10 protein-coding genes are annotated in these 13,859 nt (G+C 69.6%); 7 read left to right on the top strand and 3 right to left on the bottom strand.

Features of this window, described 5'->3' with window-relative positions; all coding sequences use genetic code 11:
• A partial coding sequence (locus AB0J95_RS00520; RefSeq protein ID WP_364750277.1) for a protein kinase occupies positions 1-2,257 on the bottom strand: 2,257 nt, incomplete at its 3' end.
• Positions 2,258-2,398: 141 nt separating this feature from the next.
• Between AB0J95_RS00520 and AB0J95_RS00525 the strand changes: the two genes are divergently transcribed.
• Positions 2,399-4,264, top strand: coding sequence for a propionyl-CoA synthetase (locus AB0J95_RS00525; RefSeq protein WP_364750280.1), 1,866 nt, complete (start codon positions 2,399-2,401; stop codon positions 4,262-4,264).
• Positions 4,265-4,278: 14 nt separating this feature from the next.
• On the opposite strand, the gene AB0J95_RS00530 is transcribed toward AB0J95_RS00525, so the two are convergent.
• Complete coding sequence (locus tag AB0J95_RS00530) at positions 4,279-5,265, bottom strand: hypothetical protein (RefSeq protein ID WP_364750283.1); 987 nt, start codon at positions 5,263-5,265, stop codon at positions 4,279-4,281.
• A gap of 137 nt (positions 5,266-5,402) precedes the next feature.
• Between AB0J95_RS00530 and AB0J95_RS00535 the strand changes: the two genes are divergently transcribed.
• Positions 5,403-6,944 (top strand): beta-N-acetylhexosaminidase, encoded by a 1,542-nt coding sequence (locus tag AB0J95_RS00535; protein ID WP_364753368.1) that lies wholly within the window; start codon positions 5,403-5,405, stop codon positions 6,942-6,944.
• A 43-nt stretch (positions 6,945-6,987) separates the two neighbouring features.
• Here AB0J95_RS00535 and AB0J95_RS00540 read toward each other — a convergent pair whose 3' ends face one another.
• Positions 6,988-8,310, bottom strand: coding sequence for an aldehyde dehydrogenase family protein (locus AB0J95_RS00540; protein WP_364750285.1), 1,323 nt, complete (start codon positions 8,308-8,310; stop codon positions 6,988-6,990).
• A 90-nt stretch (positions 8,311-8,400) separates the two neighbouring features.
• Between AB0J95_RS00540 and AB0J95_RS00545 the strand changes: the two genes are divergently transcribed.
• From AB0J95_RS00545 to AB0J95_RS00565, 5 genes are all read left to right on the top strand, one after another.
• On the top strand, positions 8,401-9,840 hold the full coding sequence (locus AB0J95_RS00545; RefSeq protein ID WP_364750288.1) for a GAF domain-containing protein: 1,440 nt from the start codon (positions 8,401-8,403) through the stop codon (positions 9,838-9,840).
• A 65-nt stretch (positions 9,841-9,905) separates the two neighbouring features.
• Positions 9,906-10,289, top strand: coding sequence for a hypothetical protein (locus AB0J95_RS00550; RefSeq protein WP_364750290.1), 384 nt, complete (start codon positions 9,906-9,908; stop codon positions 10,287-10,289).
• 132 nt (positions 10,290-10,421) lie between these two features.
• Positions 10,422-11,099: a response regulator transcription factor gene (locus tag AB0J95_RS00555; protein WP_364750292.1), complete on the top strand. Its 678-nt coding sequence runs from the start codon at positions 10,422-10,424 to the stop codon at positions 11,097-11,099.
• Positions 11,096-12,433, top strand: a complete 1,338-nt coding sequence (locus tag AB0J95_RS00560; protein ID WP_364750295.1) for a HAMP domain-containing sensor histidine kinase — start codon at positions 11,096-11,098, stop codon at positions 12,431-12,433. Before AB0J95_RS00555 ends, AB0J95_RS00560 begins: the two co-directional genes overlap by 4 nt.
• Positions 12,434-12,442: 9 nt before the next feature.
• Positions 12,443-13,855, top strand: coding sequence for a CYTH and CHAD domain-containing protein (locus tag AB0J95_RS00565; RefSeq protein ID WP_364750298.1), 1,413 nt, complete (start codon positions 12,443-12,445; stop codon positions 13,853-13,855).
• Positions 13,856-13,859: the final 4 nt, after the last annotated feature.

Below are 13,859 nucleotides of genomic sequence, written 5' to 3' on the forward strand. Positions count from 1 at the left end.
CGTCCGGACGGCTGAACTGAGTGCGCTCAGGATCCTGACCGGGACGGCCAGCCTGCACCTGATCCGGACGACCCGAGTCCTGACGAAGCTGGTCCGGACGGCTGAACTGAGTGCGCTCAGGATCCTGACCGGGACGGCCAGCCTGCACCTGATCCGGACGACCCGAGTCCTGACGAAGCTGGTCCGGGCGACTGAGCTGGGTGCGCTCAGGGTCTTGGCCTGGGGGGCGGCTGAGTTGGGTGCGCTCCGGGTCCTGGCGGGATTGGTCGGGGCGCGCGACCTGCGTGCGTTCCGGGTCCTGGTGGGATATCTGGGTTCGGTCCAGGTCTGGGCGGCCTGTTTGGGGCCGGTTGGGGTCGGGCACCGGTTTGTTCATCCGGACGGGGTCGCTCACCACCTTCGTCCGGTCGAGCGCCTGGATGTCCTCGCGTTTGACGACTTTGGTGATCGGGCCGTCCTCCTGGTGGCCGCCCTTGCTCAGCCAGCCGCCGGTCTGCCGGATCACGGTGTCGAGGGTGGGCCTGCCGGCGAGGTCGGCGCCGAGGGCCGCGGAGATCAGCCGGTAGTGCACGCTCTTGGTGGGGAGGTGGCTGATCCGCTCCGCCTTGGCGGCGGCCATCAAAGCGGCCATCGGATTCTCGCGGACACCACGCGGGGGTTCGCCGGTGAGGGCGTACGACACGGTCGCGGCGAGCTGCCAGGCGTCCGAAGCGGGGGTCGCGGGGGCGCCCGCCGCGGTCTCGGGCGCGAGGAAGTCCGGCGTCCCGACCATCATCCCGGTCTTGGTCAGCGTCGAGTCGCCCTTCGCCCGCGCGATGCCGAAGTCGATCAGGTGCGGCATGCCGGACGGGTCGATCATGATGTTCGACGGCTTGATGTCCCGGTGCAGCACGCCCTTCGCATGCGCCGCCGACAAAGCACCGGCCATCGTGACCCACAGCCGGGCCGCGGCGATGTCATCGAGCGGACCGTTCTCGTGCACGGCGTCCGCCAGGGCCATGCCCTCGATGTACTCCATGACAATGCCGAGGCCGTCCTCGTCCTCGACGATGTCGTAGACCCGCACACAGTTCGGGTGCCGCACGGCCGCCAGGGCACGCGCCTCACGCAACATCCGCTGCTCGGTCTCGGCATCGGGGGCGTGCGCCATCTTCACGGCCACGGTCCGGTCCAGCTGGGTGTCCATGGCCAGCCACACCGTGCCGAACCCGCCATGCCCCAACGCCTTGATCTTCTGGAACCGGCCACCCGACCGGGTCCACATGCTGTTCCCGGTTACCTGGCGGGTCATCGGCGGCTTGACCGGCGGCGGCGCGCCCCCAGCCAGCGGGAACGGCAGCGGCCCAGGGGTGTCCGCGAGCTTGGCGGGCCGCTGGCGGCCGGCCAGCAGCTCCGAGTTCTGCTGACCGGACAACAAAGGCGGCTCACCCCGGAACGGCGGCGGCGACGGTTCCGGCCGGTACGGCGGGATCTGCTGTTTCGACGGCGGAGGCTGCTGCTGGTGCTGAGCCAGTGGTTGCTGCGGCGGAGGGGGTGGCTGCTGCTCCTCCTGGACCGACCGGTTGATGGCCGTCCACGTCGGCGGCCCGATCACCAGCACCGGGATCATCGCCAGCACACTGCCCAGCAGCAGCCCGATCCACAGGAGGAACGCGGTATTTGCCTCGACGCCCACGCTGAACAGCAGGAAGGCCACGAACGGCAGCCAGATCAGCCGGCCCGGCCACTTCGGCCCGCGCCGCATCGCGGTGCGCGCCTGCAGGATCACGAACAACGCCGCCGCACCCGGCAGAGCGACCAGCCGTGCGATGTCCACCGCGTACAGCGGACCGCCGCTGGGCCGGGTGAGCACGTCGTAGACCGTGGGTCCGCCACCGAGGAACGCCACCTGCGGGCCGATCAGCAGGTTGTCCGACTTCTGCAGCGAGGTGACCTCGGCCCCGGACAGCCCGAACGAGGGACCCCCGCCGAACACCGACGAGTAGACCTGCGACATCCCGATCGTCAGCACCCACGGGATGATCAGCGCGAACGTCAGCCCGATGATCGCGAAGATGGTGACCGTCGTGGCGTTGTAGGCGTTGCCGGTGCCCTTGCGGATCAGCGCGACCAGCAACGAGGCGAGCATGGGGAACACCGCGAGGAAGAAACCCGCGGCGATGGTCGCCCAAATCCATTCCCCCGGCCAGATCCCCGGCCCGAAAACGGTGTGGGCGAACGACAGCAGACTCGCCGCCATTCCGACCAGGCCGTCCACGATCCCCTCCTCTGTGGCGCTCACCCGACGTGAGCACTGACCACCATATGTCCAGCGGCGTGGGCGAGGTTAGGCAACCGTGGACGCTGTTAGCGGGACGTGCCATGGGCATCCAGGTTGCATGGGTGGCAGAGTGCTGGCATGGGTGACTACCGGGACGCATATCGGCGCAGCCTGACCGATCGTGACGGGTTCTGGCTCCCGGCCTCGACCGCGCTGGACTGGACGAAACCGCCCACCACAGCGCTGGACGAGAGCAATGCCCCGTTCTACCGGTGGTTCCCCGACGGCGAGCTCAACACCTGCTTCAACGCGTTGGACCGGCACGTGGACTCCGGCCGGACCGCGCTGATCTACGACTCGCCTGTCACCGGCAGCAAGCAAACGTTCACCTATCGTGAGCTTCGGGACGAGGTCGCGGTCTTCGCGGGCGCCCTGGCGGGTCTTGGGGTCGCCAAAGGTGACCGCGTGATCATTTACATGCCCATGATCCCGCGCGCTGTGGTAGCGATGCTCGCGTGCGCACGGCTGGGCGCGGTGCACTCCGTGGTGTTCGGTGGGTTCGCGCCGAAAGAGCTGGCCAGCCGCATCGAGGACGCCCGGCCCAAGGTCATCGTGGCGGCGTCGTGCGGGATCGAGCCGACCCGGGTGGTCGCCTACAAGCCGATCATCGACGAGGCGCTGAGCCGGACCCAGCACCAGCCAGACCACGTCGTCGTCACGCAACGGCCGCAGGCGACGGCCGAGATGGGCGCGAAGGACATCGACTGGGACACCCTGGTCGCCACCGCACAACCCCACGACTGCGTCCCAGTGGCCGCTACAGACCCGCTGTACATCCTGTACACCTCGGGTACTACCGGTCGTCCCAAAGGCGTCGTACGGGACAACGGCGGGCACGCGGTGGCGCTCGCGTGGTCGCTGAAGGCCGTCTACGACATCGACCCCGGCGACGTGTTCTGGACGGCGTCGGACGTCGGCTGGGTCGTCGGCCACTCGTACATCGTCTACGCGCCCCTGCTCGTCGGCGCCACAACCGTGCTCTACGAGGGAAAACCGGTCGGCACTCCGGACGCGGGCGCGTTCTGGCGGGTGATCGCCGAGCACGGGGTGAAAGCCCTGTTCACCGCGCCGACGGCGTTCCGCGCGATCAAACGCGTCGACCCCGAGGCCAAGGAACTGGCCAAATACGACCTGTCGAGGTTCAAGACCCTGTTCCTGGCCGGCGAACGGCTCGACCCGGAGACCTACCACTGGGCGACCGACAAGCTCGGCGTGCCGGTGGTCGACCACTGGTGGCAGACCGAGACGGGCTGGCCGGTCTGCGCGAACCTGCGGGGCCTGGAGCCGATGCCGATCAAGCCCGGCTCGCCGACCGTGCCCGTGCCCGGCTACGACGTCCGGGTTCTTCACCCGGACGGGTCGGCGTTGCCCCCAGGGCAAGAAGGTGCGATCGCGATCCGGCTGCCGTTGCCGCCGGGCACGCTGCCGACCTTGTGGAACGACGACAAGCGGTACCTGGAGTCGTACCTGTCCACATTCCCCGGCTACTACTTGACAGGCGACGGCGGGTACATCGACGAGGACGGCTACGTCTACGTCATGGGCCGGACCGACGACGTCATCAACGTGGCCGGGCACCGGTTGTCCACAGGTTCGATGGAGGCCGTGCTCGCGTCCCACCCGGCCGTCGCCGAATGCGCGGTGATCGGGGTCCGGGACGAGCTGAAAGGCCAGCTCCCCCGAGGGTTCGTGGTGCTCAAGGCCGGGGTGGAGATCGACGAGCAGACCCTGGCCGACGAACTGGTGGCCGCAGTGCGCCGGGACATCGGCCCGGTCGCCGCCTTCAGGGACATCTCCGTGGTCAACGGCCTGCCGAAGACCCGCTCCGGGAAGATCCTGCGCAAGACCATGCGGGGCATCGCGGACGGCCGCGACGAGCCGGTCCCGTCGACGATCGAGGACCCGGCGGTCCTGGACGCGCTGAGGCCCGTCCTACGCCCCTAAGACACCTAAGACACCTACGACACCGTCAGCTGGATGTCCTTGGGTTCGGGTTTGGTGCTCCACTTGGCCGTGCTGCCCGAGGGGAACTCCGGGGCGATGGTGAGCACGCCCGCGGTGAACGGGTCCGGCACGGGGAACAGCAGGCCGGTGACGCCCGACTTGGGCGTGACCTTGGTGCCGTCCGGGAGGGTCAGCACGACGCTGCGGCTCATGTCCACCTTGAGCTGGTTGTCGTCGGTGCTGATCTTGGCGTTCTTCAGGTGCAGCCAGACGTGCTTGGCGGGCGGGTTCGCCACGCCCGCGATGGACGCGTTCAGCTCGGCGCCGTCGCCGAGCGTCAACGTCACCGCGAGCGGGCCCGAGGTGCGTTGCCCCTGGTAGGAGCCCTGGGCCGAATAGTCGCCGTTCTGCCAGCGGACCTGCCTGCCCGCCGCCGACCCCGAACTCGATCCCGAACGTGGGGCCGCGTCGACGGACGGGGCCGGGCCACTGCCGTCACGGACGCTGTACGAGTAGGGCTTGTCGTCGGTGACCTCGAGGGTGGCGTCCGAACCGGTGGGCACGCTGATGATGACGCCACTGCCGGGCGTGATCGGCCGGGGCAAACGCTTGCGCACGTCCTTGACCACGACGTCCACCGGCAACGAGGGCGCACCCTCGGGCGGTGGCGCGTACGAGTCGTCGCTCTGCAACCGGTAGAGCACCAGGAACTCGTAGCCGGGCGCGGCGCTGGCGGGCCCGGTCTCCAGGCTGCCGCTGGTCTCGTCGGTCGTCGGGCGGACCGACATCGCGCCGAACTGGTAGGCGAAGTGCGGGCCCTTGAACACGCCCTGGATCGGGCGCGCACCCGATGGGATGCCCTGTGACCAGCTGAAGACGTCGACGTAGTCGGCCGGTTTCACGGACAGGTCGACCGTTGTGGCCGGGCCGGCAACGGGTTTGCCACAGGCGGCGAGTGCCGCTAAGGCGGTCAGGACGACGAGCAGACGAGAGCGCACCACGGGCAACAGGGTGTCATCCGTAACCCCGTAGCGACAATCGGCCGTTGTGACCTGGAGTGATTGGTCTATACCTTGAAGTGGTCGCCGCCAGTAAGAACGCGGGAGGACCTGTGCTCGTACGTCGACTACTCGCGGCAGTGACGGTGTCGACCGTCGCCGCGACCGGTGTTTGCAGCCCGGCGAGTGCTGATGAGGCGTTATCGGCCGGCAAGTCCTTGTCGGACGTCGTACCCGCCCCGGTGTCGGTCACGCCGGATGCACGACAGGCATTTCAGCTGAACTGGGGGACCGTCATCTGGGCCGACCGGGGTGCCGGGGACATCGGCACCCAGCTGGCCTCGATCCTCCGGCCCTCCACCGGCTACCTGATCCCGGTGCTGCCTTCGTGGTTCCACGGCAACGGAATATCCCTGAAGCTCGGCGGCGCCGACCGCAAGGTCGGCGCCGAAGGCTACGAGCTGACCGTCAAGCGCTCGGAGATCGTCATCCGGGCCAACACCCCCGCCGGTCTCTTCGCGGGAACGCAGACGCTGCGCCAGCTGCTGCCCGCCAAGGTGGAGAACCGGACCCGCCAGCCCGGCCCGTGGGTCGTGCCCGGCGGCAGGATCGTGGACTACCCGCGGATGGCCTACCGCGGCACGATGCTGGACGTGGCCCGGCACTTCTTCAGCGTGGCCGAGGTCAAGCGCTACATCGACCAGATCGCCCAGTACAAGATCAACCGCCTGCACCTGCACCTGGCCGACGACCAGGGCTGGCGGATCGAGATCCCCGGCTGGCCCCGGCTGACCGGCTACGGCGGCAGCCTCGAGGTCGGCGGCACGCCCGGCGGCTTCTACACCGAGCGCGACTACGCCGAGCTGGTCCGGTACGCGCGGAGCAGGTTCATCACCATCGTGCCCGAGATCGACATGCCCGGGCACACGAACGCGGCCCTGGCCTCCTACGCCGAGCTGAACTGCAACGGCGTGGCCCCGCCGCTCTACACCGGCACCGACGTCGGTTTCAGCTCGCTGTGCGTCGGCAAGGAGATCACCTACAAGTTCGTCGACGACGTCGTCCGCCAGCTCGCCAGGATCACCCCGGGCGAGTACCTGCACATCGGCGGCGACGAGGCGCATTCCACGCCGCCGGCGGACTACACCACGTTCATGAACCGGGTGCTGCCGATCGTGGCCAAGTACGGAAAGAAGGTCACCGGCTGGCACGAGATCGTCAAGTCCGATCTGCGCACCTCGGCGGTGCCCCAGTTCTGGGGAACCGACGACGTCGACCCGGACGTGGCCGCGGCCGCCGCGCGGGGCAACAAGATCCTGATGTCGCCCGCGCACAAGTCCTATTTGGACATGAAGTACGACGAGAACACCCCGCTCGGCCAGGACTGGGCCGCGCTGATCGAGGTGGACGACGCGTACGGCTGGAACCCGGGCGCGTTCCTCAAGGACGTCGGCGAGTCGTCGGTGTTCGGCATCGAGGCGCCACTGTGGACCGAGACGATCACCGACAGCGCGGACATCGAGTTCATGGCGTTCCCGCGGCTGCCCGCCTACGCCGAGCTGGGCTGGTCGCCGTGGTCCACGCACGACTGGGCGTCGTTCCGGGTCCGGCTGGCCCACCAGGGCGCCCGCTGGGTGCCGCAGGGGATCAACTTCTACCGGTCCCCGAAGGTTCCCTGGTAGGACGCGAGCGGCGGGGGCTCCGCGCCCCCGCCGCTCAAGTCCACTAAGGACCGTAGTTGACCAGGAGCCGGCGTTCGCGCCAGTACTGCGGGAGCAGGCCGTGCCGGTCCTCGTGGCCATAAACCGCTTCAGCCGGGAACGTGTGGTCGTTGTTGACCCACACCCGATCCGCGTGGATCGCTTGCGCGGCACGGAATCCCACGCCCGTGTCACGTGACCAGACCGACACGCCGCTGCCCGCGGGCAGGTCGTTGACCAGCTTCACCGCGTCGTCGAAGTCGTTGAACCGGCCGGCCGAGATCACCGGCCAGCCGGGCGGAACGCGGTTCTTGTCGCCCTCGATCATGGTCGGTGCCACGAAATATCCCCCGGTGAGGGGACCGCCGAGGTCCAGCCGGCCGCCGCCGCACCGCACGACCGCGCCCGACGAGACGGCGTTGTCGATGTACCACAAGACTTTGCCCAGCTCGTCCGCGCTCACCAGCGCACCCACCGTGGTGGCCGGATCCAGGGGGTGGCCGGGTACGAGAGCCTCGACGCGCCCCAACGCCGCCTCGAGGAACTGCTCGTACCGGCCATGCTGCACGAGGGCCAGCGAGGTGCCCGTGGCGAAACCGTCCAGTGCACGGCCTGCGAACCCGTCACCGCGACCGGTCACATCACCGAAGAACACCGCTGGTCCCCGGCCCCCCGGCGGCTCGCCGGCGTAACCGTTGACCACGTTGATCACGCCGGGCGGCACCAGATCCGCGATCACCCCGAGCAGAACGTGCAGTGACACCGGGGTTTGCATCGCGGGCTTGAGCACAACCGTGTTACCCGTGGCGAGAGCGGGCGCGAGCACCCAGGCCGCGTTGAGCATCGGGAAGTCCCACGAGATCGACCGCGACACCACGCCCAGCGGCTTTCGCACGCCATGGACCACGACCGATCCGTCGACAAGCGAACGAGTGCATTCCTTGGCCCGGATCGCGCCCGCGAAATAACGGAAATGATCCGCCGCCAACGGAAGATCGGCACCGAGCGTTTCGCGAACCGGTTTTCCGGTCTCCCAGCTCTCCGCGACCGCCAGCGCCTCCAGGTTGTCCTCGATCCGGTCGGCGATCTCGGTCAGGATGACCGCCCGTTCGGCCACCGCGGTCTTCGACCAGCGTGCGGCGGCGCCGTGCGCCTGTTCCCACGCCAGTGAGACGTCCTCCACCGTGCCGTCGGCGACTTCGGCGAACGCCTCGCCGGTGACCGGGCTGGTGTCGGCGAAATACCGTCCTTCCGCGGGCGAGACGTACTCGCCGCCGATGAAATGGTCGTAGCGGCCCGCGAACCGAACGACGCACCCGGGCTCCCCAGGAGCGGTGTACCTGCTCATGCCCTCACGCCTCCCCGCATGCTTTCATGGGTACATCGGGCCGACGCTAGAAGAGGCCGGGTTGCAGTCACGTTGCAGAGGCATGGGGAAATGACCGAACGCGGGTATGCACACCTGGTGAGCCGGTTGCGGGACGGGGTCCACTCGCCCGGCTCGCCGGAAGGCGCGCTGCGGCCGCTGGTTACCGCTTCGTGGCAACGATCTCTCGCGGCCAAGGTGGATCCGGACCACGGTGTACCACCCATGGTGTACGACCAGGGTGAGGTCGCCGAGCTGCGCGCGGACCACCCGCTGGCGCCGGTGATGCCCGCGTTGCGCGCGATGCTGGTCTCGATCGCCGACGAGGCCGAGCACGTCATGATCATCACCGACGCGGCCGGGCACCTGTTGTGGCGCGAGGGCAGCGCACGGGTGCGGGTGAACGCGGACCGGGTGGGGCTGACCGAGGGCACCCGCTGGACCGAGGACGCCATCGGCACCAACGCGATGGGCACCGCGCTCGCGGTCGACGGGCCGGTGATGATCCACGCCACCGAACACCTTGTACGTACGTACCATCCATGGACCTGCGCGGCCGCACCGGTGCACGACCCGGAGACCGGCACGATCATCGGTGTCATCGATGTCACCGGCCCACTGTCCACAATGCACCCTTCGACCCTCGCCCTGGTGTCCGCGGCGGCACAGCTCGCCGAGAACCAGTTGAAGGTTTCGCTGGCGTTGCGCGACGAACGCCTGCGGCTGCGCAATATGCGGCATTTGACGGGTTTGCGCGCGGGCGCGCTGCTCAACCGCAACGGCCGCGTCATCGCCGCCGAGTCCTGCGGGCCACTACCGTCCAAAGTGGATGTCGAACGCGACTCGTTGTGGCTGCCCGACGGCCGCCAGGCGCTGCTGGAACCGTTGTCCGAAGGGTTCCTGCTGCGGGTGATGCCGGCCGGTGCCACCGGGCACCGGTTGCCGTTGCTGACATTGCCGTTCCTCGGCGTCAACGAGCCGAAGGCGCTGATGGACGGCCGGGAGATCCCGCTGACCCTGCGGCACGCCGAGATCCTGGCGCTGCTCGCGTTGCACCCCAAGGGAATGACCGCCGAGCAGCTGGCTCTGGAGCTGTACGGGGAATGCGGCAACCCGGTGAGCGTGCGCGCGGAAATTCACCGGCTGCGCACGCAACTGGGCACATCCGTCATCGTCACCAAGCCCTACCGGCTGGCCGCCGAGGTGGACGCGGACTTCCTCAACCTGCGGGGTCCGTTGCGGGAACGGAAGGTCCGCCACACGGTCGCGCTCTGGCGCGGGCCGCTGCTGCCGCGGTCGCTGGCCCCGGGCGTGTGCGCGGAACGCGAGGCGGTGCACGCCCAGCTGCGCAACCTCGTCATCGAACGCGGCGACTCGGACACGCTGTGGGTGTTCGCGCGCACCACCCCGGACCTGGCCGTCCTGGAGGCGTTGCTGCGCAGCCTGCCGGTCGCCGACACCCGCCGTGACTGGGCGCAGTCGGAGCTTCGGCGGTCCGTGGCCGACGCGTAGCGGGCTTACACAACCCGAACATTCGCCGGACGTTCCGCTCATGGTGAGCCGTCAGAGTTACTGCCATGACCAAGTGGACACAACGCATCGCCGCGGCGAGTGGCGTCACCGTCATCACCCTGACCCTGATGGGCACGGCCGCCAGCGCCGACCCGAGCACCCCGCCGGCCGCGCCGCCGACGTTCGACGTCAAACGCGTCTGCGACACCCGCATCCCCAAGATCGAGGACAGGGCCAACAAGCTGATCGCCCGGATCACCGGCGACGCCGGCACCAAGGGCTCCTCGGCCAACCTGCGGGCGCGGGCCGAACGCGCCAAGACCGCGGGCAACGACGCCCAGGCCGACTGGCTCAACGGCAAGGCCCAGCACCGCGACGACCGCGTCGCCCTGGTCCGCAAGGCGATTGACCAGATCAACGCCTACAAGCAGAAGTACTGCGGCAAGTGAAGCGGCTAGCCGCGGCCTTCGCGGTCGCCGCCCTGCTGCTGGGCGGGTGCGTGAAGGAGACCACCAGCCCGCCGCCGACCGGGGACCTAGACTCCATCGAGTCCACACTCAACAGTGTCGAGTCGGAGTTGAATGAGCCATAAGGGCCTGGTGCTCATCGTCGAGGACGAGCAGTCGATCGCCGATCTCGTCGGCCTCTACCTGCGCCGCGACGGGTTCGGCGTGCACTTCGAACCCGATGGCCCCGGCGCGCTGGCCGCGGTGAAGCGGCTGCGGCCGGTCGCGGTCGTGCTCGACATCGGGCTGCCCGGGATGGACGGCATCGAGGTGTGCCGCCAGCTGCGCGCGGCCGATGACTGGACGCCGATCCTGTTCGTCACCGCCCGCGACGACGAGGTGGACCGGGTGCTCGGCCTGGAGATGGGCGCCGACGACTACGTCACCAAGCCCTTCAGCCCACGGGAGCTGGTCGCGCGCGTGCGAACCGTGTTGCGCCGCGCGGCCGGCCCGCCGGGGCGGGAGGTGCTCGCGGTCGGCACGACCAAGCTCAACGTCGAGCAGCGCCGCGCCTGGGCCGGGGACCGCGAGGTGAGCCTGACCTCCACCGAGTTCGACCTGCTCGAGCACCTGATGCGCGCACCCGGCCGGGTCTACGCGCGCGAACAGCTGCTCAGCGCGGTCTGGGGGTACGAGGCCGCCGCCGGGACCCGGACCGTGGACGTGCATGTCGCCCAGCTGCGCGCGAAACTCGGCGACGACAGTCCAATAAGGACAGTCCGGGGCGTGGGTTACGCCGCGGAGGCCAAGTGAACCGCCGCCGGACCACGCTCGCGGTCCGGATCACGTCACTGTGCCTGCTCGTCGCGGGCATCGCGGCGATCGTGGCCGGGCTGGTGTCCTGGCGCCTGGTGGTGAACACCGCCCAGAGCGTCAGCAGGTCCGTGCTGTCCGACCAGGCGACCGTGGTGGCCGCCCAGCTCGACGAGGGCGGCCAGCTGCTGCTGCGGCCGCGGATCGTGGAGATCCTGAAGGGGCAGAACATTCTCGCGGTGAACATCGGCCCGCGAGGGGCCGTGACCGGCGACACCACCGCGGTGACCATTGCCCGGCAGGCGGATGTGCTGGACGGCAGTGACCATTCCAAGGTCACCGAGTACAACGGTCACACCTGGCTGATCGAGGCACGCGCGACCCCGCGCGGCGGGTTCGTCCTGGTGCAGCAGCCCGCCGGGGACCGGTCCACGGCCCGGAAGCTGCTCGGGAACATCCTGGTGGCGCTGGGCATCGGGCTCGCGGTCGCCGCGGTCGCCGGGGTCCTGCTGGGGCGCCTGCTGGCCCGTCCGCTCCGGCGGACCGCTCAGGTCGCACACACCATGCGGGGCGGCAGGCGGGATCTGCGGGTTCCGGTCGAGGGGCCGACCGAGGTGGCCGACGTCGCCGTCTCGGTGAACGCGCTCGCGGATGCGTTGCAGCGCAGCGAATCCCGGCAGCGCGACTTCCTGTTGTCGGTGTCCCACGAGCTGCGGACGCCGTTGACCGCGGTGCGCGGGTTCGCCGAGTCGCTGGCCGACGGCGTGGTCACCGGGCCGGAGGCGGCTGACGTCGGCAAGACCATCGAGAAGGAGTCGCACCGGCTGGAACGCCTGGTCGGCGACCTGCTGGACCTGGCCAGGCTGTCCGCCGACGACTTCCGGCTGGACCTGACGACAGTCGATCTTTCCGGTGTGGCAAGGGAAATGGCCGACGTGTGGTCGGCCAGGTGCGCGGCCGAGGGCGTCGCCTTCCGGTTGGAGGCGTCCGGCCAGCCGATCATGGCCCACACCGATCCCCGGCGGCTCAGGCAGGCGCTGGACGGGCTGATGGAGAACGCGTTGCGGGTGACGCCGTCCGGACGGCCAATCGTGTTGTCGTTGCTGGGCCGCACTTTCCAGGTCCGCGACGGCGGTCCGGGACTGTCCGAAGAGGACTATCGGGTCGCGTTCGACCGGGGCGCGCTGTACAAGCGGTACGCGGGCGTGCGGCCGGTCGGTACCGGTCTGGGGCTGGCGATCGTGCACGGCCTGGTGACCCGTATGGGGGGTTCGGTGCGGGCCGGGCCCGCTCCCGAGGGCGGCGCCTGTTTCACGATAACGCTGCCCGGGTAGCCGACTTCGGTGACAACTCATGCCGAGATCGAACGCAAGTACGAGGCCGAGTCCGACACCAGCGTGCCCGCCTTGGACACGATCCCGGGCGTGACCACGACGTCGGGGCCGAAGCACGAGACGCTCGAAGCGATCTACTACGACACCCCGGACCTCCGCCTGGTCCGCTCGGGGATGACGCTGCGCCGCCGGGAGGGCGGCGCCGACGAGGGCTGGCACCTGAAGGTCCCAGCCGGCCCCGACCAGCGGGAGGAGATCCGGCTGCCGCTGGACGGCAGCCTTGGCGACCTGGCGACGCTGGTGCAGGGCATCACCCGGGGCGAGCCGCTCGAGCCGGTCGCCCACATCCGGACCAACCGCACCCGCTGGGAACTGCTGGGCCGCAAGGGAAAGCTGCTCGCCGAGGTGACCGACGACCGGGTCACCACGGACGACAAGTCCTGGCGCGAGTTAGAGGTGGAGCTCGGCGAAGGGCCGCGGGACCTGCTCGACGCCGCCGAGGAGAACCTGCGGCGGGCCGGGTTCCGGCGCTCGAAGGTGCCGTCGAAGCTCAGCCGCGCCCTCAACCGGCCGATCGAGAAACGCGAACCCGTGCACCGCAAGGCCAAGGCCGGGACCGCGGTGATCGCGTACATCGCCGGACAGGTCGACACCCTCAAGCACTACGACATCCTGGTACGGCAGGACACGGACGACGCCGTGCACCAGATGCGCGTGGCCACCCGCCGGTTGCGCAGCGCGTTGCGGGTCTACCGGCGCCTGCTCGATACCGGCGACCTGGCCGCCGAGCTGCGCTGGCTCGGGCAACGGCTCAGCCCGGCCCGGGACCTCGAAGTGCAGTACGACCGGATCCAGCAGGCGGTCTCGTCACTGCCGGTCGAACTGGTGCCCGGCCCGGTGCAGGCGCGCCTGACCCGGCACTTCGGACCGCTGCAGCAGGAGGCCGGCGAACACGTCCTGCAGACGTTGCGCAGCAAGCGGTACATGAAACTGCTCGACCGGCTCGACGCGCTGGTGGCCGAGCCGCCACTGACCAAGAAGGCCGGCCGCAAGGCACGCAAGGAACTGCCCGTGCACCTCGCCCGCGCCCACCGCAAGACCGCCCGGCGGGTCGCCGCCGGAGAGATCCACCCGGCGCGCAAGGCAGGCAAGCGCTTGCGGTACGCGCTGGAGGCGGCCGTCCCGGTGCTGGGCAAGCGCGCGGACAAGGCACGCAAGCGGGCGAAGGAGTTCACCAAGCTCGGCGGCGAGTACCAGGACCACGTCGTCAGCCTGCCCACCCTGCGTGAGCTGGCCATGCAGTCGCACGCGGCCAACGAGAACGCGTTCACCTTCGGCCTGCTGCACGGCCGGGCGCAGGCCGAGGCCGCCCAGGTGGAACGGCAGCTGCCGGGATCGTGGAAGCGGGTGAAGGGGGTCTAGCCCC

This window comes from Actinocrispum sp. NPDC049592, assembly GCF_040675465.1.
Taxonomy (GTDB): Bacteria; Actinomycetota; Actinomycetes; order Mycobacteriales; family Pseudonocardiaceae; genus Kibdelosporangium.

Coding starts and splice junctions, on each gene's coding strand:
- AB0J95_RS00525 (WP_364750280.1), top strand. CDS start 2,399: ATGGGTGACTACCGGGACGCATATCGGCGCAGCCTGACCGATCGTGAC.
- AB0J95_RS00540 (WP_364750285.1), bottom strand. CDS start 8,310: ATGAGCAGGTACACCGCTCCTGGGGAGCCCGGGTGCGTCGTTCGGTTC.
- AB0J95_RS00545 (WP_364750288.1), top strand. CDS start 8,401: ATGACCGAACGCGGGTATGCACACCTGGTGAGCCGGTTGCGGGACGGG.
- AB0J95_RS00550 (WP_364750290.1), top strand. CDS start 9,906: ATGACCAAGTGGACACAACGCATCGCCGCGGCGAGTGGCGTCACCGTC.
- AB0J95_RS00555 (WP_364750292.1), top strand. CDS start 10,422: ATGAGCCATAAGGGCCTGGTGCTCATCGTCGAGGACGAGCAGTCGATC.